Origin of the sequence: Saccharopolyspora gloriosae (assembly GCF_014203325.1) — a bacterium.
Lineage (GTDB): Bacteria > Actinomycetota > Actinomycetes > Mycobacteriales > Pseudonocardiaceae > Saccharopolyspora_C > Saccharopolyspora_C gloriosae.
The window spans coordinates 299,947-323,037 of record NZ_JACHIV010000001.1; the positions used below are offsets into that span (position 1 = coordinate 299,947).

A 23,091-nucleotide genomic window follows, 5' to 3' on the forward strand; every position below is an offset into this window, starting at 1 on the left:
CGCGACAGATGTCCGAACGGAACGGTCATGTCATTCCGCACCGGCCCCACCAGGACCGAGCTCGGCTGGTCGAGCCCGGCGGGTCACTGGATCTCCCCCCGGAGCTGCTTGCCACTACGGTGAACGGCATGGAACGCAGCGCGCAGCGGCTGGGACGCGCCCTGGTGGTCGTGGTGGACGACCGGGCCGCGCAGGGCGAGCAGGAGGACAGCATCGGTCCGCTGGTGACCGAACTGCTGGAGGAAGCCGGATTCATCGTGGACGGAACCGTCGCGGTGGCCGGGGAGACGGTGGACATCCGCAACGCGCTGAACACCGCGGTGATCGGCGGCGTGGACGTGGTCATCACGGTCGGCGGCACGGGCGTTTCGCCTCGGGACGTCACACCGGACGCCACGTCCGGCGTGCTGGACATGCCGGTGCCCGGCATCGCCGAGGCGTTGCGGGCGTCCGGGCTGGCCGCGGGAGCGGTCGACGCCGGGGTCTCGCGCGGGCTCGCGGGGGTGTCCGGCAGCACGCTGGTGGTCAACCTGGCCGGTTCGCGGGCCGCGGTCCGCGATGGGATGGCGACGTTGTCGCCGCTGGTCACGCACGTGATCGAGCAGCTTTCGGGGCTCGAACAGGCCTGATCTCGGCATCGGGAGAACGGTGGCGGCGCCCGGCACGGGTGCCGCCACCGTCGTGTCCGGTGTCAGGCCGAGGGCGTCCCGGTGCCGCCGGGGCCGTCGGTGTCCGGCTTGCGCGGCGTCTCACCGGGCTGAGCAGTCCCGGACTGGCCCGTGCCACCGGAGCCAGGGCCGGGGCCCTGCTGCGCGGTGCCGCCGGAGCCGTCCGCGGTACCGCCGGAGGTCCCCTCGTCGCGCTTGAGCACGCCTTCGACCTTGCTGCTCACGTTCTCGATCTGGTCGTGGTACTTGCCGCCGGTGGCCTTGTCCAGCTTCGACTTGGCGGCGTCCAGCCCCTTCGTGGCGTTCGGACCCGCTTTGTCGGCGAGTTCGCCCGCCTTGTCCTTGGCCTGGTTGGCCAGGTCCTTCGCCTTGTCCATGAAGCTCATCCGCTGCCTCCAGGTGGCTTTGCCGCTGTCGGCGGCCGGAACGCCGCGGTGCCGCACGCGGCCCGAAGCCGCGGGCGTCCGCGCGCCCCGGCCGCCACCGGGAAATCCCCGGGTGCGGCATCCATGGTGGCACCACGATCTTGACGGAGGAAGCGAGCCGTGGCGTCCGTCGTCCGCTCTTCCCCGAGATGGGGGACGATGGCGGGGTGACGGAAACCGAACGGCAGCGCAGGCGCCGCCTGGCCGAGATCTTCGGCGAGGTGCTCCCGCAGACCACCTCCGACGAACGATCCGAGGGGCCGGACCGGCGAGAGGGTGATCAGCGGGAGACCGACCGCTGGTACCGGGAGAACCGGCCGCCGCACCACGGCGGCTGACCCGCCCGGACGGTGGCTCAGTTCTTGCTGGCGTCGCCGTTCGCGGACTTCGCGGTCACCGAGGTGCTGGCGGTGGCCGTGCTGTCGTCGACCTCGGACAGGCCCTTCACCATGGGCAGGCCCTGCTCGCGGCGCAGCAGGTCGCGGATCTCCAGCAGCAGCTCCACGTCGGTCGGCTCCGACTGGCCTTCTTCCTTGCCCTTCTTGCGGCGCTCCTGGATCTTCTGCATCGGCATGACGAACAGGAAGTACACCACCGCGGCGGTGATCAGGAACGTGATGATCGAGTTGATCACCACGGCGAAGTCGATGATCGAGGCGTCGTTGCCCGCGCGGATCTGGAACGACAGCCCGGTCACGTTCGACCCGCCGGTCGCGGCGATCACGGGCTTGATGACGCTGGTCGTGACCGCGGTGACCAGGGCGGTGAACGCGCTGCCGACGACGACCGCGACCGCGAGGTCGATCACGTTGCCTCGCATCAAGAAGTCCTTGAAGCCCTTGAGCACGGCATACTCCTTCATTCGTCTGGAAGTGCCCGAGACCGTCCCGAGCGGGTGGAACCGCGGAAGCCGATCCGGAGGCATCCCTGCGGCTGCTCAGCGGAGGGTAACGGTCACCGAATGGATCAATGACGCTCCGGCCACTGCTGGCGCCCGCTGCTCCGGTATCCCGAGCAGCACGAGTCGTCCCTGGTCCGGGCGGCTGCCAGTGGTGCGCACGGCGAGCACCGGCGCTCGCTCGGCCAACACCGAGCCGCCGGCGGAGCCCTCCGGATTTGTGACCAGGTCCACTCGAACGCCGGGATGCAGCAGGTCCGCCACGCCGGGATCGGCGAGCCGGACGGGCACCGCGACCTGTCCGGGCTCCGGTGGTGCGCCCGCGGGCCCGGTGTCCGCGGGCTCGGTCGTGACCGGTTCGGCGCCGGTGAGCCGGACGTCGGCCCCCGGCTCGCCGGACCGGCCGGTGGGCAGCACGGCGAGCACTCCGGCCAGCACGAACAGCGCGGCCGCGGCGATGCGGCGCGCGAGCAGCGCGCGGGTCCCCCGCGGTGGCGGTGGGCCGGGCACCAGCGCGCCGATCCGCTCCCGCAGGTTCGGCGCGAGCGAGCTGTCCTTGCCGCGCCCGGCTCGGGCGCGGGCTCGCGGGGACTGAATCCGCTGCGCGGAATTCGGAGGATCCGGTGGTCTCTCGCGCCATGCGAATTCAGCGCGTTCCGCGCGCGGCGAATCGGTGGAATCGAATGAATCGGTCGTCCGCGCGGATTCCTCCGGCAGTGCGTTCTCGGATCCGCCGCGCCTGGTTTCGTGCCGCCCGCCCATGGCTCCTCCTCGTCGTCGACCAGCTGTGATCGACGTTAGGGGAGGTCGCGAGCGGCGGACAGGGTCAAGTTCGGAATCTGTGGATGGATCGGCCGCCTGTGGACAACTTCGAATCCGAAGCCTGAAATTTGCCACTAATGCAGAAAAATCGCCGACCGCGAGTGCGGTCGGCGATCTCGTGGATCCAGGTGGAACGGCTCAGGAGGCCGCCGCGGTGGTCGAGGACGAACTCGACGACGAGCTCGACGACGAGCCGGAAGAGGAGCTCGACGAGGACGAGGAGTCCCCGGACGAGCTCGACGAACCGGAGCTCGTCGACTCGCCGGACGACGAGGACGTCGACGACGAGCCCGAACCCGAATTCGAGTTCGACCGGTTGTCGGTGCGGTAGAAGCCGCTGCCCTTGAACACGATGCCCACCGCGTTGAACAGCTTCCGGAGCCGACCGGTGCACTGCGGGCACTCGGTCAACGAGTCCTCACTGAAGGACTGCACCGTCTCGAAACGGTGATCGCATTCAGTGCAGGCGTACTGGTAGGTGGGCACGGCCGTCAACCTCCGGGCGTCATCGTGTTGGCACTCGAATGAACAGAGTGCCAGCACGATGATGCGTCAAACGAGGTGCCCAGCGCAAACACTCTTAGGTCACACCGCGTGCCCGGCGTCCCCGGCGCCGATCGCGACGACGCCATGACCAGGCGTCATCACCGCGTGCATCCGCACGTCGTGCTCCTCGCCGGGCAAGGCCGCCACGAACTCCGCATCGCGCACCACCCCGATCAGCCGAGCCGCCGGGTCCGCCAGCGGCAACGACCGGTCGTAGTGCCCGGCGCCCCGGCCCAGCCGGACACCGCGGTGGTCCACCGCCAGCGCCGGCACCAGGATCGCCTCGGCGGCCCCGATCTCGGACGGCCCCAGCCGCGGCCCGTTCGGCTCCAGCAGGCCGTACCGGGCAGGGTCCAACGAGTCCGCGCCGGTGTACTCGGCCCAGTCCAGCGGTGCGGCACCGACGACGACCGGCAGCAGCACCCGGCACCCGCTGCCGCGCAGCGCGTCGAGCATCGCCGCGGAGCCCGGCTCGCCCCGCACCGGCACGTACGCGGCCACCACCCGGGGCGTGCGCTGCTCGGCCCAGCGCAGCACCACCGAACGAAGCGCATCCGCTTCCGCTGATCGTGTGGTTTCGCCGATGCTCCGTCTGCGTTCCTCCAGGGTGCGCCGCCATTCGGACTTGGATTCCCGTAGTTCTCCCAGCGAGGTCACAGCTCCACCATAGGTGCGCCCGATAGGCTCCCGAGCCATGAACACCGCTGCCAGCAACCCCGCGTTCCGCACCGCCATCGTGCCCGCAGCGGGCCTGGGCACCCGGTTCCTGCCGACCACCAAGGCCGTGCCCAAGGAATTGCTGCCCGTCGTCGACACTCCGGGGATCCAACTGGTGGCGACCGAAGCCGCCGAAGCGGGCGCCGAGCGCCTCGTGATCGTGACCTCCCCGGATAAGAAGGCCGTCACCGACTTCTTCCAGCCCGCCCCCGAACTGGAGCGGACGCTGCGCGACCGCGGCAAGGACGCCCTGCTCGACAAGGTCCGCCGCGCCCCCGAGCTGATCAAGGCGGAGACGGCCCTGCAGCACGAGGCCCTCGGCCTCGGCCACGCCGTCAGCTGCGCGGAGGACAACCTGGACGCCGCCGACGACGCCGTCGCGGTGCTGCTGCCCGACGACCTCGTGCTGCCCAACGGAGTGCTGTCCAAGATGGCCGAGACCCGCGCCCGCCACGGCGGCAGCGTGCTCTGCGCCTTCGACGTGCCCCGCGAGCAGGTCTCCTCGTACGGCGTCTTCGACGTCGCCGACACCGACGAGGACGACGTCAAGCAGGTCCGCGGCATGGTGGAGAAACCGGCTCCCGAGGACGCGCCCTCCAGCTTCGCCGCCGCCGGGCGCTACCTGCTCGATCGGGCGGTGTTCGACGCGCTCAAGCGCATCGAACCCGGTGCCGGAGGTGAGCTACAACTCACCGATGCCGTAGCGTTGCTGATCTCGGAGGGGCATCCGGTGCACGTCGTGGTGCACCGAGGGGCGCGACACGACTTGGGAAATCCTGGCGGTTTCCTCAAAGCTGCGGTGGACTTCGCGCTGGACGATCCCGAGTACGGGCCGGATCTGCGGAACTGGCTCGGTGCAAGGCTGAACAGGAGCTGACGCCCAGGCGGCCTCGGCTCCACCCGGAAGAGGTCGAGTGCCATGAGGTCAGTGGACGAGCAACTCGCGCGTGTTCTCACCGCCGCGGTGCGGCCCGCGCCGGTGCGGGTGGCGATCTCCGAAGCGCAGGGACTGCTGTGCGCCGAGGAGATCGTGGCGGGGCAGGCACTTCCCGGTTTCGACCAGGCGGCGGTGGACGGCTACGCGGTGCGCAGCGTCGACGTGCGCGCCGAATCGGACGAGACGTCGGTGCTGCCGGTGGTCGGCGAGATCACCTCCGGCTCCCGGCAGCCCCGGCGGCTGCAACCCGGCCAGGCGGTGCGGGTCACGGCCGGTGCGCCGCTGCCGACGCTGGCCGACGCGGTCGTGCCGCTGGACTACACCGACGAGCACCCGTCGAAGGTCACCGTCCGCCAAGGCGTGCCCTCCGCGGCGTTCGTGCGCCGGGCGGGGGAGGACGTGCAGACCGGTGACCTCGCGGTCCGCCGCGGCTCCGCGATCGGCTCCGCGCAGGTCGGGCTGCTCGCGGCCGTCGGCAGGGACAAGGTGCTGGTGCATCCGCGACCGCGCGTGTCGGTGCTCTCGCTGGGCGACGAGCTGGTCGACGTGGACCGGACGCCCGGCCAGGGGCAGGTCTACGACGTCAACTCCTACGCGCTGGCCGCCGCGGCTCGCGATGCCGGCGCCGAGGTCACCCGCGTCGGCATCGTCAGCACCGACCCGAAGCGGCTGCGCGAAGTCGTCGAGGGACGGTTGCTGCTCTCGGAGATCGTGGTGATCGCCGGTGGCGTCGGCGGCGCGCTCGGCAGCGAGGTCGGCGCGGCGCTGGGCGACCTCGGGGAGCTCGACGACACGCGGGTCGCGATGCAGCCCGGTTCCATGCAGGCCTTCGGCAGGCTCGGCCCGGACGAGGTGCCGACGTTCCTGCTGCCCGGCAACGCCGTGAGCTCGCTGGTCGTCTTCGAAGTCCTGGTGCGGCCGTTGATCCGCTCCGCGCTGGGGCGCGGCAACCCGCACCGCCGCACCGTCTCGGCGAACCTGCTGTCCCCGGTGACCTCGGCTCCCGGGCGCCGCGGGTTCCTCCGCGGGCAGCTGCTGCGCGACCCGGAGACCGACGCCTACCTGGTGCAGCCGCTGGGCACTTCCGGATCGCACCTGCTCGCGTCGCTGGCGGAGGCGAATTGCCTGATCCTGATCGACGAGGACGTCACCGAAGTCGGGACCGGAGAGGACGTCCGGGTCCGGTTCCTGTCCCAGCGCGCGTGACCCGAGCCATGTCCGAGGACGCCGAAGCGCTCTTCCCCTCCCGCCACCCGGGCTGGCCCGCCCGCCCGGGACCGCTGCTGGTGCCCGCGGGCGCCGTCGAACTGCGTCCGCCCCGGTTGCTGGACGCGTCGGCGTGGAGCGGGTTGCGGCTGCACGACCGGACGTACCTGCAGCGCTGGGAACCGACGACGATCGGGGACTGGCGGGACCGCAACGCGCTGCTGGCCTGGCCCGCGCAGTGGAGCGCGCTGCGGGGCCAGGCGCGCCGGGGCCAGGCGCTGCCGTTCGCGATCACGGTCGACGGCCGGTTCGCGGGGCAGCTGACCGTCGGCAACATCGTGCGCGGTGCGCTGCGCTCGGCCTGGGTCGGCTACTGGGTCGCCGAAGGGCGGTCCCGCGGCGGGGTCGCCACGGCCGCCGTCGCCCTGGCCGTGGACCACTGCTTCGGCCCGGCAGGCCTGCACCGGCTGGAAGCCACGGTGCGCCCGGAGAACGCGCCGAGCCTGCGCGTGCTGGAGAAGGCCGGGTTCCGCCGCGAGGGCCTCTTCGAGCGCTACCTCGACGTCGAAGGGGCGTGGCGCGACCACTACGTCTTCGGCCTCACCGCCGAGGACCACCCGTCGGGCGCGACGGCGGCGCTGGTGCGCAGCGGACGGGCCCGATACGCCTGATCTCGGGCCTCCGGGGCACCGAGACCTTCATCACCGAGCCGCGGCGGCCCGTCGCTCGACCGAGTGCATTTCCCCTGCTCCCAGGCGTGCGGATGCCGACACGCCGGGACGTCGCTTCCCGTCCCGCGTTTCGGACGTGCGGTTTTCTGCCTCCGGGACGGAACGAAATCCGGTCGGCGTGGCTCAGAGACAGATGTGACAGAAGTGGCTAGCGTGGCGGTCGCAGCAGTGTGCGGCAGGCAGCCAGGGGGAGGTGGCGAGGCGTGCCCAGTTCTTTGATCTTCGCGGCGCTTGCGGCGGCATGGTTGGTCGTGCTTGTTCCGATGTTCGCCCGTCGCCGGCAGGAAGTGTCCAAGACGACGGATTCGGCGCTGGCGGCGCGAGTGGTGCGCAGGGGCAGTGACCGGTCCGCGACCGGCGTGGGAACGGATAGGGCGCAGGAGGCGTACGGCATGGCCGACACCGACCGGCACGAGGACATCGACCCCGACGAGCTCGAGGACTTCGACGACGCGGACGACGGTCAGGCTCGCCGGGTCCACAGCGACGACGTCCGCGCCGGGCGCCGGTACCGGCCCGGTCGCGGCGGGTTCGACCCCGAGGCCGCCGCCCTCGCCGCTCGGACCAAGTACGCGCGCAGGCAGCGGATCACCATCGCGATGGTGGTCACCGCGATCACCACCGCGCTGATCGCGGCGCTCGCCTGGACTCCGATGTGGACGCTGCACGTCCTCGTCGACCTCGCCATCGTCGGCTACCTGACCTACCTGCGCCGCCAGGTGCGCATCGAGCAGGAGATCCGGGAGCGCCGGCTCGCGCGGATGTCCGCGGCCCGTGAGGACGAGGACGACGACGACTTGGAATACGGCGAACCCGCGCTCGACGAGTACGACGAGCAGGACGAGTGGGACGAGCCGCGCGGTCCGGCGCCGCGCAACACCGGCGCCGTCGTCGTCGAGATCGACGACGAGGATCCGATGTTCGACGAACTCGACGAGCGGACCTGGCAGCCCTACCGCCGTGCGGTGGGCGAATAGGTCCCGCACCCCCCAACGGAGGGGGGTGTGCGAGGTGCTGTTGGGGCCCTGCTAAGCTACAACAGCACTAAGGCAAGGGGCTGTAGCGCAGTTGGTAGCGCGTCTCGTTCGCATCGAGAAGGTCAGGGGTTCGATTCCCCTCAGCTCCACTCGGAGGAGTCTGGTCGACGCTGTTGCGTCTTCCGGGCTCCTTTTTGCTTGTACGGGGGCCGAGCCCCCGTAGACCCCCACGGTGCGGTGGCCGGGTGGCATCGGCTTCTTGCGTGGGGAGCGTTCCCGGTCTGGTCGTCGACCAGCGGTTCCGGGTTCGAGTCAGGTCCCGCAGTCTCCACTCCGAGAGTGGGAACGCGCTGCTTGCGCGGGGCGTTTTGCTTTACCTCGCCGTCTTGATTTCGGGGGGAGCGACTCCCCCGAGCCCCCTACGGTGCGGTGGTCGGCTTCGGTGGCTTCTGCCGGTGGGGAGGGTTCCCGGCCTGGTTGTTGACCAGCGGTTCCGGGTTCGAGTCAGGTCCCGCAGTCTCCACTCGGAGGAGTCCGGTCGACGCTGTTGCGTCTTCCGGGCTCCTTTTTGCTTGTACGGGGGCCGAGCCCCCGTAGGCCCCCACGGTGCGGTGGCCGGGTGGCATCGGCTTCTTGCGTGGGGAGCGTTCCTGGTCTGGTCACGGACCAGCGGTGCGGGGGGTTGGTGAGCGCTCTCCCGCTCTCCGCTTTTGTGGATGGGTCGGCGTTCTTCGGAGCGTCGGTCCTTTTTGTTGGTGGGGCGCTTCGGGGGCGTTGTTCATGGTCGGGCGCCCAGGTGGGGCGTGGTTCTTGTGGGCCGTCGTTCGGGGTGTGGGCTGGTCTGGGGCTCTTGGGTGTCCGGACCGGATGTCAAGAAGTCGCCAACGTTCGGTGGCCGCGCGGACGGCTACCTGCGGATATATCTCCGCCGGGGGGGTGGTGCGGGGCATGAGGTATTTCCAGGAATTCGGGCGGCTCCGGCAGTATCCGGATCGGCTATCTGTACTGTGAACTGTTGTCTGCACGGGGTTCCCGGCCGCTTGAAATCTGGGGAGTGCCGAGGGATTCGCGTGCATGCGCTGGGGGATAGGTGCATGGAGATCCGTTTGCTCGGTTCGGTGGCATTGAGTTCGGGAAGTGACGACTCGCTCTTCGGCGTTCCGTCGGGGAAAGTTCGCACGGTGTTGGCCGTGCTCGCGTTGTCACCGGCGAAGTCAATTGCTTCCGAACAATTCGTGGATGAACTCTGGTTGGACAAACCCATCGGCAATGCGCGCAACGCGCTGCAGGCCAACATCGTGCGGCTGCGCAAGTTCCTGGAGCGGCGCACCGGGCGGGCCGGCGACGAGTTGGTGCGCACCGTCCAGGGCGGCTACCGCCTGGACGTGGACCCGCAGACCGTCGACGCCGAGCGGTTCGTGGCGCTGGCCGAGCGGGGCGGCGAGCTCGTCGACTCGCACCCGGAGCAGGCCGTCGTGCTGCTGGAGCGCGCGCTGCGGTTGTGGCGCGGGCCCGCGCTGCTCGACACCGACACGCTGCGCTGCCGGCTGGAGGCGGTGCGGCTCGACGAACGCAGGCTCACCGCCCAGGAAGACCTGATCACCGCCAAGCTGGCCATCGGCCAGGAGCGCGCCGTGGTCTCCGAGCTGCGCAGGCTCACCGCCGAGTACCCGGAGCGGGAGCGGTTCAGCGGGCAGCTGATGGTCGCGCTCTACCGCAACGGCAGGCAGACCGAGGCGGTCAACGTCTTTCACCGGACCCGGCAGCGACTGGTGCGCGACTTGGGGCTGGAACCCGGCCGCGAACTGCGCAAGCTCTATGAATCGATCTTGATTCAAGATCAGGTGCTCGGCTGAGCGCCAGGTCCCGGGAGGACCAGGCGCGCACGCAGGCATCGGACGATTCGTGAATGGGGTGACACGTGGAGTACCGGATTCTGGGCCCCGTGGAGGTGCTGCGGGACGACGGCGAGCGGGTCGTGCTGGACGGGACGAAGCAGCGGACGGTGCTGGCCGCGCTGCTGCTGTCCGGGCCGAACCTGCTCTCGGACGCGCGGCTCAGCGAGTTCCTGTGGGGTACCCGCCCGCCCGCGACCAGCACCGCGCAGATCTACACCTACGTGTCCCGGCTGCGGAAGCTGCTGGGGCGCGAGGTGACCATCGGGCGCCGCTCGCCCGGATACGTGCTGGACATCGGGGACGGCAGGCTCGACCTCGCGGAGTTCGAGCAGCACGTGCGGCTGGGGCAGGACGCGCTGGGGGCGGCCCGCTGCGAGGAGGCGGTGCGGCACCTGCGGCGCGCGCTGAACCTGTGGCGCGGCCCGGCGCTGGTCGACGTCGCGGAGTCGCTGGCCGCGGAGGAGGACGGCCGGTTGCAGGAGCTGCGGCTGGTCGCGCTCGAAGGCCTCGTGGAGGGCGAACTGGTGCTGGGCGGGCACGCGCGGCTCACCGCGGAGCTGTTCGGGCTGGTGCGCCTGCACCCGCTGCGCGAGCGGTTCCGCGCGCAGCTGATGATCGCGCTGCACCGCTGCGACCGGCAGGCCGAGGCGCTGGCCCTCTACGACGAGGGGCGGCGGCTGCTGGCCGCGGAGTTGGGCGTGGACCCGGGGGTGCGGTTGCGCCGGGCGCACCACGCGGTGCTGACGGCCGACGCGGCCGACCCGGTCTCGCTGGAACCGCCGCGGGAATCGGCCCGGGTCGGTGCCGCCACGCTGCGAATATAGAAATCCCATATCCCCGAGTCGCAGTGTGGGACTCGGTAGAACGGTCCGGGTGCGCTGGGGGCGCCCCACGTCGCTGGCGCGATTTCGCGTCCCCCGAGTTCTCCGGTTTGCATTTCGCTATTCCACGAGAATGGGAGTTGGCATGACCACCACGAATGCGCGGGTCGACGAGGCCGGTCGCGGGAAAATCAAGGAAATCGTCTGCGACATTCTTGAGATCGAGCCCGCGGACATGACCGACACCAGCCTGTTCAAGGACGATCACGGGGCCGATTCGATGGGCGCCATCGAGATCCTCTCGGCGCTGGAGAGCACCTTCGACGTCACGATCGAGCAGTCCGAGCTCACCCGCATGGTCAACCTGGACAACGTGGTGGCGGTCGTCAACGAAGCGCCGGCCAACTGAGCCGTCCACCGGGGAACGGGGCGAGCAGTGAGCGAGCAGCAGCAGACCCACCGCCGGGTCGTGATCACCGGTCTGGGCGTGGTGACCTGCCTGGGGGTGGGCGTCGAGGAGTTCCGCGACGGACTGCGGTCCGGGCGCAGCGGGGTGACCCCGCTCGTCAGCTTCGACACCACCGGGTTCGCGCACGCGAACAGTTGTGAGATCACCGAGTTCGCTCCGGAGCAGTACATGCACCGGGTCGATCCGGAGGAGCTGGGACGGGCCAGCCAGTTCTCGGTGGCCGCCGCGCGGATGGCCGCCGAGGACGCGGGGATGCCGCTGGACGTGCTGCGGCGGCAGCGGGCGCTGGTCTCGGTCGGCACCACCGACGCCGAGTCCCGAGACCTCGACGGCCTGGTCGCCGACCAGCTCGCGGACGGGCCGCAGCAGTGGGACCCGGTGCGGGCGCGGCGGGCCACCGCCGGGCGGTTGTCCACCAGCATCGTCCGCGAGCTGGAGCTGACCGATGTCGAAGCCGTCACCATCCCCACCGCCTGCGCGGCGGGCAACTACGCGATCGGCTACGGCTTCGACGCGATCCGCGAGGGCGACGTGGAAGTGGCGTTGTGCGGCGGGGCGGACGCGGTGTGCCGCAAGACCTTCACGGGCTTCTACCGGCTCGGCACCATCGCGCCCGAGGTGTGCCAGCCGTTCGACCTGGACCGCAAGGGGATCCTCACGGGTGAGGGCGCGGGGATCTTGCTGATGGAGAGCCTGGAGTCGGCGCAGGCGCGCGGCGCGCGGATCTACGCCGAGGTGCTGGGCTACGGCCTCAACTGCGACGCGCACCATCCGGTCGCCCCGGACCAGGGCAGCATCGCGCGGTGCGTGGAGCTGGCGCACCGCAACGCCGGTGTGACGCCGGACGAGGTGGACTTCATCTCCGCGCACGGCACCGGGACGAAGGCCAACGACGTCACCGAGGCGGGCGCGATCCGCCAGGTGTTCGGCACGCCGCCGCCGACGGTGTCGATCAAGTCGATGATCGGGCACACCATGGGCGCGGCGAGCGCGCTGGCGTCGGCGGCGTGCGCGCTGGCGCTCACCGAGGGCTTCATCCCGCCGACGATCAACCACCGGGAGACCGACCCGGACTGCGGCGTGGACTGCGTGCCGAACGAGGCGCGGCCCGCGCGGCTGTCGGTGGTGCAGAACAACGCGCTGGCCTTCGCGGGCAACAACGCGGTGCTGCTGCTGGGCAGGCACGACCGGAAGGTCACCGCCGATGCGTGACGGGGGTGCGCCGCGGCTGCGCCGTCCCGCGGCGGAGCCGGGCGCGCCGCGGGCGATCCTGCTGCACGGGCTGGCGGGCCGGGCGGACGTGTGGCGGCCGTTCCTGGACCGCGCGCCCGGGGGCTGGGAGTGGTGGGACGTCGAGCTGCCCTGGGCGGGCATGTCCGACCCCACCTGGGCGCACCGGGGCGATCCGGTGGAGCTGCTCGCGGCGGTGCTGGACGGGCGGCACTTCGACCTGGTCGTCGCGCACTCCTTCGCGGCGAACCTGGTCACCGAGGCCGGTTCCCGCGGGTGGTTCCGGGAACTGCCCGCGGTGCTGGTGAGCCCGTTCTACCGGTCCCGCGCCGACGAGTTCGACTGGTCCTCGATCAGCTACTACCTCAACGAGTTCCACCGCACGTTCCTGGAAGCGATGACCCTCGGCGAGGCCGCGCGGTTCCCGGCGAACTACCGGACCTGGATGGCGCACCGGTTGCGCGACTGGGTCGGGCCTTACGGCTGGATGCGCTTCTTCGACGTCTACCTGCGGAGTCCGCTGGTGGACCTGTCCACGACCACCGCCGCGCGGCTGGTGGTGGTGGGCGAGCAGGACGTCGCGGCGCGCCCGGAGGACGGGCGGGCGCTCGCCGCGGCGCTGCCGGACGGGCGGCTCGCGCGGCTCGCCGACTGCGGCCACTTCCCGATGGCGCAGGACGCCGACGGGTTCTCCCGCGCCGTCGCGGACTTCCTGACCACGCTGCCGAGCGAACGCCGGCGGCGCGAACCCGAACCGAGCATGGAGTTGATGTGAACGCCAACAGCAATGCCGTCGTGACCATCGAGCGCGGCACCGCACCGGAAGCCACCCGGACCGAGCTGCGCCCCCGCTACGAGGGCTCGAACATCTGCACCTGGATCGGTTTCAAGCACGTCAACTTCATGGTCGAGGAGGCCGTGCTGGACCACCTGCGCCAGCGCGGGTTCCCGGCGGGCGCGCTCTACGAGCGGTACGGGCTGTGCACCGACATCTCCACGATCGACACCAAGATCCTCACCGCGTTCCACATCGACGACCTGGCCGTCGCCGAGGTCCGCCCGGTCGCCGGGCCCGGTTCGGGGATGTCCTTCGAGGTGGAGCTGACGGTGCGGCGGGCGGAGCAGGTCAAGGCGGTGACCGCGAAGGTGACCGTCTCGTTCCGCGCCGACGACCGCGGCCTGCCGGTGGAGCCGGTTCCCGCGGAGCTCGCCGAGCACGTCGTCGCCGAGCTGGGGCGTCCCGCCGAGGCCGTCGAGGTCGGCGACCGGGACCCGATCGAGCTGCTCACCGAGGGCGCGAACGCCTTCGGCTGGGCGTGGCGGATGCCGTACTTCTACTGCCACTTCACCGAGCGGGTGCAGATGTCCGGCTACCTGCGGCAGATGGAGGAGGTCGTCGACCTGTTCCTCGCGGACCGCGGGGTGTCCATCAAGAAGTTGCTGGACGAGCAGGACTGGATTCCGGTCGTGCCGCACTCCCGGATCGAACTGCTCGGGGAGGCGCGGATGGAGGAGGAGCTCTACACGATCTTCACCGTGGAGCGGGTGTTCAAGCGCCTCACCTACACCGCGCGGATGGACTGCTACGTGCTGCGGGACGGCGTGCTGGTGCCGACCGCGACCGGGCGGATCACGCACGGCTACGCGGTGATCGACAACCGCCGGGACTGGTCGCTGGTGGACTTCGACGACCAGATGCTCGCGGCCCTGGGCGGCGGCAGCGGCTCGGCGGCGGGGCGCGGGCGATGATCGCGATCGCCGCGGACGACCACCGCGCCGGGGGCGGTGAGCTGGTGCTCTCGGCCTGGTCGGCGGTGTCCCCGTTCGGCGTCGGGCGCGCGGCGTTCGCGGCGGGCATCGCCGGTGGTCGCGGCTGCGTCGCGGAGCTGGACGAGTCGGCGGGGCCGTTCCGCCGGGGCGGGGTGATCCCGGACTTCGTCGCCGCGGAACAGCTGGGGCGCAAGGGAACCCGTTCGATGGACCGGGTCACCGCGATCTCGGTGAAGACGGTCGGGGCGCTGCTGGAGGAGTGCGGCCCGGAGCTCACCGCGGAGTCCGACCGGCTGGCGCTGACCTGGGGGACCGGGTCGGGCAGCGCGCAGAGCATCATGGACTTCACCAGGGATTCGCTGACCGGCGCGAAACCGTTCCACGTGGACCCGGCGAAGTTCCCGAACACCGTGATGAACCGGGCCGCCGGGCAGAGCGCGATCTGGCACTCCATCAAGGGCCCGAACACGACGATCGCCGGTGGCGCGCTGACCGGGTCGCTGGCGCTGCGCAACGGCGTGCGGCTGGTGCGCGGCGGGCACTGCGACCGGGTGGTGTTCGGCGCCTCCGAGGAGCACACGCCGCAGCGCTCCTGGCTGGAGTGGCGGGCAGTGGACGGCCGGGCCGAGGACGGCTGGGCGCTGGGGGAGGGCGGTGCGGCCTTCCTGCTGGAGCCCGCCGCGGACGCCGCCGCAGCGGGCCGGGCGCCGTTGGCGCGAGTGCTCGGCAGCCGGTTCCGGGCGTTCGGCGAGCCGGGCCGGGCGGACCGGGCGCTGGCCGAGTGCGTGTCGGCGAACTTCGCCGAGACCGGTGCGTCGGCCGGTGCGGTGCGGGTGGTGGCTCCGCTGGACGACTCGGGCGAGTGGGGCGAGCGGGAGCGCGCGGTGCTCGACGAGCTGGTGCCGGACGCCGAGCGGATGCGGCCGCGAGCGCTCATCGGGGACACCTCGGCCGCGGCCGGGGCGATGCAGCTGGCCGCCGTGCTGGCCTGGGCGCAGGCGCGCGGAACCGAGCCGGGCGACCTGGCGTTGATCACCGGGATCGAGCGGGACGGCACCGCGGGGTCCGTGCTGCTGGCGCTCGGCGGGGACGGCTCGTGATCCGCGTCGAGGTGCGGGCGGTGACCTGGTCCGAGCACGCCGTGTCCGGGACGGTGCGGGTGGATCCGGCGGAGCCGGTGTTCACCGGGCACTACCCGGGTTTCCCGCTGCTGCCCGGTTTGGCGTTGCTGGACGTGGTGCAGGCCGTCGTGCGCAGGTGCCCCGGCCGGGAGTGCGCGCGGCTGGAGGGCGTGGAGCGGGTGCGCTTCTTCCACGAGGTCCGGCCGGGCGACGAGCTCGCGGTCGACGTGGAGTTCGGCGCGGACGGCGGCTGCAGCGTCGCGATCGGTTCCGGGCAGGGGAGGGTCGCGCAGCTGCGCTGCGGGCTGCGGGTGCCGGCGGTGGCCGCGTGACCGGGCAGGCGCGGATCCGCGCGACGATCCCGCACCGGCATCCGATCCTCCTGGTGGATCGGGTCGTGTCGGTCGAGCCGGGGGCGCGGATCCGCACCCGGAAGGCGATCAGCGGGACCGAGCACTGCTACGCGGGCCTGCCGGACGACGCGCCGGAGGAGGAGTACGCCTACCCGCTGAGCCGGTTGCTGGAGTCCTGGGCCCAGTCCGCGGTGCTGCTGGCGAGTTGGGAACGGCCGAACGCGGACGTGCTCACCGGGCAGGTGGAGCTGCTGACCGGCTTGCGCGGCGTCGAACTGGTGGAACCGGTGTACCCGGGTGACGTGGTGGAGCACGTGGTGATCGCGGTGCGGGAACTTCCCGACGCGGCGATCTTCCGCGGCGAGTGCGCGGTCGACGGCCGAATCGCCGTCCGCGTCGGCCAGCTCACCGTGGCACGACGCGATGCGGACTTCCTGCGTCCGGGCGGAACAGGCGCTCGATGAACGATTCCGGGGAAGCAGCGTTCCCTCGCTGCGCCCTGTCAGCGGCGGAGCCGTCGTGCACTGGCCGGGCGGAGCCACGGCTGCCTGGCGGCCGAAGGCCGTGCCTGCATGTGCGAAGCACATAGCCCACGTCACCAAGGTGACCACCGGCGGGTTCTCAGGTGTCTTCTCGCGAGGACGGCTTTTTTCCCAAGTGGCGGAGCCACTCGGGAGAAAGATCCCGCAGCGAGAAGACGCCTGAGGTTCCGCTACCTGCCCCACTACGCAGATCAAGTCCAGGGAGGAAAAGGAATCCGATGTCCGAAAGTACAAGGCCCGTGGCGTTGGTGACCGGTGGCTCGCGGGGGATCGGGCGGCACGTGGTGACCCGGCTCGCCGCCGCCGGTCACGACGTGGCGCTGTGCTACCAATCCGATGCGGACGCCGCGGCGGAAGTGGCGGAGTTGGCCGCGGAGTCCGGTGCCGCGGTGCTGGTCCGGCAGGTCGACGTGGCGGAGCGCGCCGAAGTGGACCGGTTCGTCAAGGACACCGAGAAGGAGCTCGGCCCCGTGGAGTCCGCGGTTGCCTGCGCCGGGATCGTCAAGGACAACCCGATGGCGCTGCTCAAGGACGAGGACTGGTCCCGGGTGCTGCGGGTGAACCTGGACGGCACCTACAACCTGTGCAAGTCGGTGCTCTTCCCGATGATCAAGCGCAAGCGCGGTTCCGTGGTGACGTTGTCCTCGGTCGCCGGGGTGCACGGCAATGCGACGCAGGCGAACTACTCGGCGTCCAAGGCCGGGATCATCGGGCTCACCAAGGCGCTGGCGAAGGAGGTCGGCCGGTACGGGATCCGGGTGAACGCGGTGGCGCCCGGGTTCATCGAGACCGACATGCTCTCCGGGCTCTCCGAGCAGGCGCTCGCGGCGTCGACCGCGGCGGTTCCGCTGGGGAGGCTGGGGCGCCCCGAGGAGGTCGCGGACCTGGTGGAGTTCCTGGTCTCGGACCGCGCGTCGTACCTGACCTGCCAGGTGCTGCAGCTCGACGGCGGGCTGGTCCTGTGAGCACCGCGCGCGGGCCCCGGTTCTACTTCTCGCTGCGCAGCCCGTACTCCTGGCTGGCCTACCGGGAGATCCGGGAGCGGCACCCGGGCCTGGTGGACCGGCTGGACTGGATCCCGTTCTGGGAGCCCGACGAGCGCTCCACCGAGCTGCTGGCCCAACGCGGCGGCCGCTTCCCGTACGCGGCGATGTCCCGGGCCAAGCACCTCTACGTGCTGCAGGACGTGGCGCGGCTGGCGAAGGCGCGGGGGCTGCGGGTGTCCTGGCCGGTGGACCGGGACCCGGTGTGGGAGGTGGCGCACCTGCCGTACTTCCTGGCGCTGCGCGCCGGGCGCGGGCACGACTACATCTCCCTGGTGTACCGGGCGCGCTGGGAAGAGGGGCGCGACGTCAGTGATCCGGCTGTGATCGCCGAGATCGGTGCCGAGCTCGGCCTGGACCCCGCGCGGGTCGCCGGGGCCGTCGACGACGAGGAGCTGCGCGCGGAAGGCGTCGGCAGCTTGCTGCGGGTCTGCCGCGAAGGCGTGTTCGGGGTGCCGTTCTTCATCGCCGGGCGCGAGAAGTTCTGGGGCTTGGACCGGCTGGAGCCGTTCCTCGCGGCACTGCCCGACGGTGCCGGGACCGCCGCGATTCCCGGCGTCGGGCCGGAATCCGGCTGGGGCTCGGTCGACGGCGGACATGCGGGGGGCTGCGGCTGACGAGACCTTTCTAGAGGTTTTCCGGATCTCATGGGAATACTTCGGCGCTGGATCGGCCGTTCCGCGAGGTATGATCTTCCCCGAGCAACATGTTCTGGGGGTTCATGGTGTTCCTGCGGAGCGTGCCGCCCTTCCGGCGGGCGTTCCGAACGTCCCTGCGCTCGTGACGGACAGGTCACGGGCGTCGTCGGCGGGCACACCACCGGAACTCGCAGACCTCCGCCGTTGAGGCTCGGAAAATGCGAGGTCGTCCGAAGATGCAGATCGAGGTACGCCATGCACGCGTGGTCGCGGCACTAGCGAACGAGGGCAGCATCTCGCGGGCCGCGCAGCGGCTCACGCTCCCGCAGCCGAGCCTGACCATGCAGCTGCGACGCATCGAATCGGCGCTGGGCGGGCCGCTGTTCGTGCGCTCCAACTCCGGCATCAGCCCCACGGTGCTGGGGGAGCGGATCATCCCGCTCATGGTGGAGCTGGCCGCGCGGGCCGACCAGATCGCCTCCGAGTCCAGTTCGGTGTCCGCCGGCGTGATCCGGGTGGCCACCGCGGAATGGACACCCGTCGGACTGCGCTCCGAACTGGCCGAGCGGCTGCCGGACGTCGAACTGCAGACCGTCACCCTGGAAGCGGCGCTGTGCGTCCAAGCCGTCAGCGACGACGCGCACACCGCGTGCGTGGTGCCCTGCGAGGAAGCCGAGGACCCGGTGCGCGGCGCCACCGCCGACCTGGTCTCCGAAGTGATCTTCCGGGAACCGATGTGGCTGGCGGTGCCCGCCGGGCACCCGCTGGCCGAGGCCGAACTGGCGGACCGGGCGCGGCTCCACTCGCTGACCTGGGTGCGCCACCGGCACGGGCACTGGTTCCACGTCATGGAGCAGAAGTTCTTCGGCAAGCTGGAACTGGTGGCGCCCGAAGTGGTGCACCACGCCGCCGGCCAAGCGGAAGTGATGTCGTGGGTGACCGGCGCCGGTGCGGCCGCGCTGGTGAGCCCCACCGGCCCGCTGACGTCCGGGGTCGCGCTGGTGCCGCCGGAGGACGCCGTCTGGCGCAAGGTGCTGCTGGTCTCCCGGCGCGGAGCGGTGTCCCCGGACCGGTTGCGCGGCATCGCCGACGCGGTGCGGGAGAACTACTGCGTGCTCGCCCGCCGCGTGCCCGCCTACTGGACCTGGCTCCGCTGCCACCGCGGCGAAGTCCGCGAGCTCGAAGACCACTTGGACGCCGTCGCCTCCACCGGCTGAGCACCCCTCCCGCGTCGAACGAACGGCGCCGGTCTGCGCGCGCACCTCCGTCAGCGCCACGTCAGCTTCCCGTCAGCGACGGCTTGGACGCTGGACGTCGATCCGCCCGCTCGTGTTCGCGCGGCGCTCGACGAGGAGGAACCCATGAACTCCAGCAAGTGCGCTCCGGCGGCGGTGCGGCGATGACGTCGCTGGTCGAAGTTGCCCGGCACCTGCCGTCGACCGAACCGGTCGCCGCGCTGCAGGAACCCCTGGGGCTCAACGATCTCCAGCTGCGCCGGTTCACCCGGCTCTACGGCCTGGACCAGATCTGCAAGGCACCCGAGGAGTCCGAGACCGAACTGCTGCTCGCCGCCGCCCGCGGGCTGGACTCGTTGCGCGGCAACGAGCACCGCGTCCGCTACGTGGTGCGCGGCAAAGGACTGCGCACCACCGCGCCCTACCCGCACAGCCCGCTGCAACGGGTGCGCGACGAACTGGGGCTGGGTCACGCCCGCGGATTCGGAGTGGCCGACCACGGCTGCGCCACCGGGCTGCTCGCCATCGACGTCTGCGACACGCTGCTGTCCGCCGACGGCGACCCGGAAGCGATGGCGCTCATCCTCACCGGCGAGAAGACCTTCACCCCGTTCACCCAGTGGGTCACCGACGTGTCGATCATGGGCGAGGGCACGGCGGCGGTGCTGGTCCGCGCGGGCGGCGAACGGGACCGGATGCTCGGCTACGCCAGCCGGATCTACGGCCGCGCCGACGGCGTCATCGACATGAACGCCGAAGTCGCCGCGGACGCCCGCAAGATCTACCAGGACGTGCTCGCCGAAGTCGTGCTCGCGGCCGTCACCGAAGCAGGCCTCGAACTCGACGACATCGACCTGCTGCTGCCGCACAACGTGAACCGGGTGTCGTGGACGGTGGCGGCCGACAACCTCGGCATCCCGAAGCGGAAGTTGTTCATGGACAACCTGCCGCGCACCGGGCACTGCTTCTGCGCCGACCCCTTCATCAACTACCGGTCCGTGGTGGACGGCGGCGTGCTGCGACCCGGCGACCGCTACCTGATGACCTCAGTAGGCCTAGGGCAGACGTTCGCAGCAATGGTTTTTCAGCATTGAGTGGTCCATTTGCTTTGTGGGCCTGTGGCGGAACCTCAGTCGTCTTCTCGCTGCGGGATCTTTTTCCCTAGTGGCTCCGCCACGAGGGAAAAAGCTGTCCTCGCGAGAAGACGACTGAGAACCCGCGGGTGGTCCGGCTGCGTGCTGGGTCGCTGCTCAGCGGCTTCGCCGCTGACAGGACGAGGGTTGCGGGTGTTGGTCGGTCGGGGCGGTGGGTTCACGGGGCGGGTCCGGGTGGGTTCGCGTTGATGAGGGACGGATACGAGGGACGCCATGCGAGATCTAGTGAGCGGGGGCGCGATGGGGCTGGACTTCAACCGGCGGCTCAAGACTGCTCTGACCGGGGATTCGGGGACGCCGCTGGTGTTCCTGGGGAACTTCGAGGTCGAGCAGCGGTGGGCTCTCGGTGAGCTCGGGCTGCCCCGGTTATCGGCGCCCGGCGGGACCGCGGTGGTCAACCGCATGGACGAGTTCGCGCTGCTGCCGGCGAGCGCCGCGGACCACGTGCTGGTCAAAGCGCCGCCGGACCCGGACCACCTGGACCACCTGCGCGAGCTGGGATTGCCGGTGCCGACGGTGCACGCGGTCGCGCGGCAGGACGCGCAGCGGATCGTCACCGAGGACGTGCTCGACGACCCGGCGCTGCTGGACGTGCTGCGCGAGCTCGCGGCTGCAGGCGCGCGGCTCGCCCCGCACGGCGTCTCCGAACTGGAAGAACGGCTCTGCGACGTGACCGGGCTGCCGCTGGCGGCCCCGGGAGCGGCGTTGTGCAAAGCGGTGAACAGCAAGGTCTACAGCCGGATCGCCGCCGACGAGCTCGGCCTGCGCCAGCCGCGCGGCTGGACCTGCGAGACCGTCGCCGAACTGGACGCTGCCGTCGCCGCGGCCCGTGAACTGGTCGAAGCGGGCACCAAGGTCGTGGTGAAGGAAGCCTTCGGCGTCTCCGGCAAGGGGATCGCGGTGGTGGACTCGGTCCGCCGCCTGGACCGGCTGCACCGGATGCTCGCTGAGAAGGCCGGGAACTCCGGGGGCCGGATGGCCTTCGTGATCGAGCAGTGGGTCGCCAAGCGCGCCGACCTGAACTACCAGTTCACCGTGCACCGCGACGCAACGGTGCGGTTCGACTTCGTCAAGGAAGCGCTCACCGACGGTGGAGTCCACAAAGGACACCGATTCCCGGCCGCGCTGGACGCCGACCAGCTCGCGGTCGTGGAGAAGTCCGCCGCGCTGATCGGCTCCCGGCTCGCCGCCGACGGCTACTACGGGGTGGTCGGAGTGGACGCGCTGGTCGAGCCGAACGGCGAGCTGTTCCCGCTGCTGGAGATCAACGCCCGGAACAACATGTCCACCTACCAGCTGCCGCTGCAGGAGCGGTTCACCGGCGCCGGCCAGGTCGCGCTCGCCCGGCACCACGCGCTGCGGCTCACCCGGCCGCTGCCGTTCGCCGAGGCCCGGGCCGCGCTCGACGACCTGCTCTGGAAGGACGGCACCGGGCTGGTGGTGGACAACTTCGCCACCGCCAACGCCGCCGCCGGATCCGGTGAGCCCTTCGACGGCAGGCTCTACGGCTTCCTGGTGGCGGACTCGACCGACCGGCTCGGCGCGCTCGACGCCGAGATCAGCGCCCGCCTGGCGGGGATGGAGGCGACCGCATGAGCGAGTTCACCGTGCAGGGCAACGGGATCACCGAACTGGCGGCCGAATTCGGCACGCCGATGTACCTCTACGACGGCGACGAGCTGGCGGGCGGCCTGACCGCGCTGCGCGAGCGGCTGCACCCGGCGCTGGAAGTGTTCTTCTCGCTCAAGGCGAACCCGAACGTCGCGATCTGCCGGTTGCTGCACGAGAACGGGGCGCGCGCCGAGGTCTCCTCGATGGCGGAGCTGCTCACCGCCCGCCGAGCCGGGGTCGGCCCCCGCGACATCCTGTTCCTCGGGCCGGGCAAGAGCCGCGCGGAGATCGAAGCCTGCCTGGACGAGGACATCTGCGCGATCATCTGCGAGTCCTTCCCGGAACTCGCGGTCATCGACGAGCTCGCCGCGCGGCGCGGCCGGGCCGCGCGGGTCGTGCTGCGGGTGAACCCGAACTTCTCGGTGAAGGGCTCCGGCCTGACGATGGGCGGCAAACCCCGCCAGTTCGGCTTCGACGAGGACCAGCTGCTCGCCGACCCGGAACTGGCCGCCCGCCACCCGCACGTGCGGCTGATGGGGGTCCAGGTCTACATGGGCACCCGGATCCTGTCCGAGGACAGCGTCGCGGAGAACACCCGGCAGATCCTGGAGCTCGCCGACCGGCTCACCGCGCACCTGGGGTTCGCACCCGAACTGGTGGACGTCGGCGGCGGACTCGGCGTTGCCTACTTCGACAACGAGTCCGACCTGGACGTGGACGTGCTCACCGGGCTGGTGAACCCGCTCATCGACGACTTCGCCGCGCGGCACCCCGGGACCAGGCTGGTGATGGAGCTGGGCCGGTTCCTCACCGCGAACGCCGGTACCTACGTCACCCGCGTGCAGTACGTGAAGACCTCGCACGGGGAGCGATTCGCCGTCGCCGACGGCGGCACCAACCACCACATGGCCGCGGTGGGCATCGGGTCCTTCGTGAAGCGGAACTTCCCGATCCGGGTGCTGGACCGCTGGGACGAGCCCGCGAGCGAGACCTGGAACATCACCGGACCGCTGTGCACCCCGAACGACGTGATCGGCAAGAAGGTCGAGCTGCCGCCGCTGCGGGCGGGCGACCTGATCGGGGTGCTGCGCTCCGGCGCCTACGGGCCCAGCGCCTCCCCGGTGCTGTTCCTCAGCCACGGCCACCCGGCCGAAGTGCTCGTCCACGACGGTCGTGCGCGGCTGGTGCGCCGCCGCGACGAGCCCGCGGACCTGCTGCGGGCGCAGGAACCGGAGGACGCGCCCGCCGAGCCGGTGCGCTCCTGACCGACGACAACCCA

At 71.1% G+C, this 23,091-nt stretch carries 26 protein-coding genes and 1 tRNA gene; 22 read left to right on the plus strand and 5 right to left on the minus strand.

What is annotated here, in order from left to right; genetic code table 11:
• Positions 1-128 precede the first annotated feature (128 nt).
• On the plus strand, positions 129-629 hold the full coding sequence (locus BJ969_RS01485) for a MogA/MoaB family molybdenum cofactor biosynthesis protein (protein WP_184476585.1): 501 nt from the start codon (positions 129-131) through the stop codon (positions 627-629).
• A gap of 62 nt (positions 630-691) precedes the next feature.
• Here the strand turns inward: BJ969_RS01485 and BJ969_RS01490 are convergent, their stop codons facing one another.
• Positions 692-1,054, minus strand: coding sequence for an antitoxin (locus tag BJ969_RS01490; protein ID WP_184476587.1), 363 nt, complete (start codon positions 1,052-1,054; stop codon positions 692-694).
• Between the two features lie 188 nt (positions 1,055-1,242).
• Between BJ969_RS01490 and BJ969_RS01495 the strand changes: the two genes are divergently transcribed.
• Positions 1,243-1,431: a hypothetical protein gene (locus BJ969_RS01495; RefSeq protein WP_184476589.1), complete on the plus strand. Its 189-nt coding sequence runs from the start codon at positions 1,243-1,245 to the stop codon at positions 1,429-1,431.
• Positions 1,432-1,448: 17 nt separating this feature from the next.
• Here BJ969_RS01495 and mscL read toward each other — a convergent pair whose 3' ends face one another.
• The 4 genes from mscL to BJ969_RS01515 all read right to left on the minus strand — a co-directional run bounded on the left by mscL (position 1,449) and on the right by BJ969_RS01515 (position 4,016).
• Complete coding sequence (gene mscL / locus BJ969_RS01500) at positions 1,449-1,940, minus strand: large conductance mechanosensitive channel protein MscL (protein WP_184484620.1); 492 nt, start codon at positions 1,938-1,940, stop codon at positions 1,449-1,451.
• Positions 1,941-2,030: 90 nt separating this feature from the next.
• Positions 2,031-2,753: a CpaB family protein gene (locus BJ969_RS01505; protein ID WP_184476591.1), complete on the minus strand. Its 723-nt coding sequence runs from the start codon at positions 2,751-2,753 to the stop codon at positions 2,031-2,033.
• A 198-nt stretch (positions 2,754-2,951) separates the two neighbouring features.
• A complete protein-coding gene (locus tag BJ969_RS01510) occupies positions 2,952-3,299 on the minus strand; it encodes an FmdB family zinc ribbon protein (RefSeq protein ID WP_184476593.1) in 348 nt (115 codons plus the stop codon).
• Between the two features lie 99 nt (positions 3,300-3,398).
• Positions 3,399-4,016: a 5-formyltetrahydrofolate cyclo-ligase gene (locus BJ969_RS01515; protein ID WP_425503511.1), complete on the minus strand. Its 618-nt coding sequence runs from the start codon at positions 4,014-4,016 to the stop codon at positions 3,399-3,401.
• Between the two features lie 37 nt (positions 4,017-4,053).
• On the opposite strand from BJ969_RS01515, the gene BJ969_RS01520 reads away from it, so the two are divergent.
• The 20 genes from BJ969_RS01520 to BJ969_RS01615 all read left to right on the plus strand — a co-directional run bounded on the left by BJ969_RS01520 (position 4,054) and on the right by BJ969_RS01615 (position 23,077).
• Complete coding sequence (locus BJ969_RS01520; RefSeq protein WP_184476597.1) at positions 4,054-4,953, plus strand: UTP--glucose-1-phosphate uridylyltransferase; 900 nt, start codon at positions 4,054-4,056, stop codon at positions 4,951-4,953.
• 42 nt (positions 4,954-4,995) lie between these two features.
• Entirely contained in the window at positions 4,996-6,219 is a 1,224-nt protein-coding gene (gene glp / locus BJ969_RS01525; protein ID WP_184476598.1) for a molybdotransferase-like divisome protein Glp, read from the plus strand.
• An 8-nt stretch (positions 6,220-6,227) separates the two neighbouring features.
• Entirely contained in the window at positions 6,228-6,890 is a 663-nt protein-coding gene (locus tag BJ969_RS01530; protein WP_184484622.1) for a GNAT family N-acetyltransferase, read from the plus strand.
• A 263-nt stretch (positions 6,891-7,153) separates the two neighbouring features.
• Entirely contained in the window at positions 7,154-7,927 is a 774-nt protein-coding gene (gene sepX, locus BJ969_RS01535) for a divisome protein SepX/GlpR (protein ID WP_184476600.1), read from the plus strand.
• 76 nt (positions 7,928-8,003) lie between these two features.
• Positions 8,004-8,076: transfer RNA gene (locus BJ969_RS01540), tRNA-Ala, on the plus strand.
• Between the two features lie 945 nt (positions 8,077-9,021).
• Positions 9,022-9,783: an AfsR/SARP family transcriptional regulator gene (locus tag BJ969_RS01545; protein ID WP_184476602.1), complete on the plus strand. Its 762-nt coding sequence runs from the start codon at positions 9,022-9,024 to the stop codon at positions 9,781-9,783.
• 65 nt (positions 9,784-9,848) lie between these two features.
• Positions 9,849-10,649: a BTAD domain-containing putative transcriptional regulator gene (locus BJ969_RS01550; protein ID WP_184476604.1), complete on the plus strand. Its 801-nt coding sequence runs from the start codon at positions 9,849-9,851 to the stop codon at positions 10,647-10,649.
• Between the two features lie 142 nt (positions 10,650-10,791).
• Positions 10,792-11,055 (plus strand): acyl carrier protein, encoded by a 264-nt coding sequence (locus BJ969_RS01555; RefSeq protein ID WP_184476606.1) that lies wholly within the window; start codon positions 10,792-10,794, stop codon positions 11,053-11,055.
• 27 nt (positions 11,056-11,082) lie between these two features.
• A complete protein-coding gene (locus BJ969_RS01560) occupies positions 11,083-12,327 on the plus strand; it encodes a beta-ketoacyl synthase N-terminal-like domain-containing protein (protein WP_184476608.1) in 1,245 nt (414 codons plus the stop codon).
• Positions 12,320-13,120 carry an alpha/beta fold hydrolase gene (locus BJ969_RS01565; RefSeq protein ID WP_184476610.1) on the plus strand — a complete coding sequence of 267 codons (801 nt, stop codon included), beginning with the start codon at positions 12,320-12,322 and terminating at the stop codon, positions 13,118-13,120. Before BJ969_RS01560 ends, BJ969_RS01565 begins: the two co-directional genes overlap by 8 nt.
• Positions 13,117-14,094 (plus strand): acyl-CoA thioesterase family protein, encoded by a 978-nt coding sequence (locus BJ969_RS01570; RefSeq protein WP_343071171.1) that lies wholly within the window; start codon positions 13,117-13,119, stop codon positions 14,092-14,094. The genes BJ969_RS01565 and BJ969_RS01570 overlap by 4 nt, the downstream gene beginning before the upstream one ends.
• A complete protein-coding gene (locus BJ969_RS01575) occupies positions 14,091-15,215 on the plus strand; it encodes a beta-ketoacyl synthase N-terminal-like domain-containing protein (protein ID WP_184476612.1) in 1,125 nt (374 codons plus the stop codon). Before BJ969_RS01570 ends, BJ969_RS01575 begins: the two co-directional genes overlap by 4 nt.
• Positions 15,212-15,568 (plus strand): ApeI family dehydratase, encoded by a 357-nt coding sequence (locus tag BJ969_RS01580; protein ID WP_184476615.1) that lies wholly within the window; start codon positions 15,212-15,214, stop codon positions 15,566-15,568. Before BJ969_RS01575 ends, BJ969_RS01580 begins: the two co-directional genes overlap by 4 nt.
• Positions 15,565-16,053 carry a 3-hydroxyacyl-ACP dehydratase gene (locus BJ969_RS01585; protein WP_184476617.1) on the plus strand — a complete coding sequence of 163 codons (489 nt, stop codon included), beginning with the start codon at positions 15,565-15,567 and terminating at the stop codon, positions 16,051-16,053. The genes BJ969_RS01580 and BJ969_RS01585 overlap by 4 nt, the downstream gene beginning before the upstream one ends.
• Positions 16,054-16,349: 296 nt before the next feature.
• On the plus strand, positions 16,350-17,096 hold the full coding sequence (fabG, locus tag BJ969_RS01590; RefSeq protein WP_184476619.1) for a 3-oxoacyl-ACP reductase FabG: 747 nt from the start codon (positions 16,350-16,352) through the stop codon (positions 17,094-17,096).
• The gene (locus tag BJ969_RS01595; protein WP_184476621.1) at positions 17,093-17,791 is read left to right on the plus strand and encodes a DsbA family protein; all 699 of its coding nucleotides are present in this window, start codon (positions 17,093-17,095) and stop codon (positions 17,789-17,791) included. The genes fabG and BJ969_RS01595 overlap by 4 nt, the downstream gene beginning before the upstream one ends.
• A 284-nt stretch (positions 17,792-18,075) precedes the next feature.
• Positions 18,076-19,029 carry a LysR family transcriptional regulator gene (locus BJ969_RS01600; RefSeq protein WP_184476623.1) on the plus strand — a complete coding sequence of 318 codons (954 nt, stop codon included), beginning with the start codon at positions 18,076-18,078 and terminating at the stop codon, positions 19,027-19,029.
• Between the two features lie 182 nt (positions 19,030-19,211).
• Entirely contained in the window at positions 19,212-20,141 is a 930-nt protein-coding gene (locus BJ969_RS01605; protein ID WP_184476625.1) for a 3-oxoacyl-[acyl-carrier-protein] synthase III C-terminal domain-containing protein, read from the plus strand.
• A gap of 273 nt (positions 20,142-20,414) precedes the next feature.
• Positions 20,415-21,797 carry a preATP grasp domain-containing protein gene (locus BJ969_RS01610; protein WP_246456654.1) on the plus strand — a complete coding sequence of 461 codons (1,383 nt, stop codon included), beginning with the start codon at positions 20,415-20,417 and terminating at the stop codon, positions 21,795-21,797.
• Positions 21,794-23,077 (plus strand): type III PLP-dependent enzyme, encoded by a 1,284-nt coding sequence (locus BJ969_RS01615; RefSeq protein ID WP_184476626.1) that lies wholly within the window; start codon positions 21,794-21,796, stop codon positions 23,075-23,077. The genes BJ969_RS01610 and BJ969_RS01615 overlap by 4 nt, the downstream gene beginning before the upstream one ends.
• The last annotated feature ends 14 nt before the right edge of the window (positions 23,078-23,091 follow it).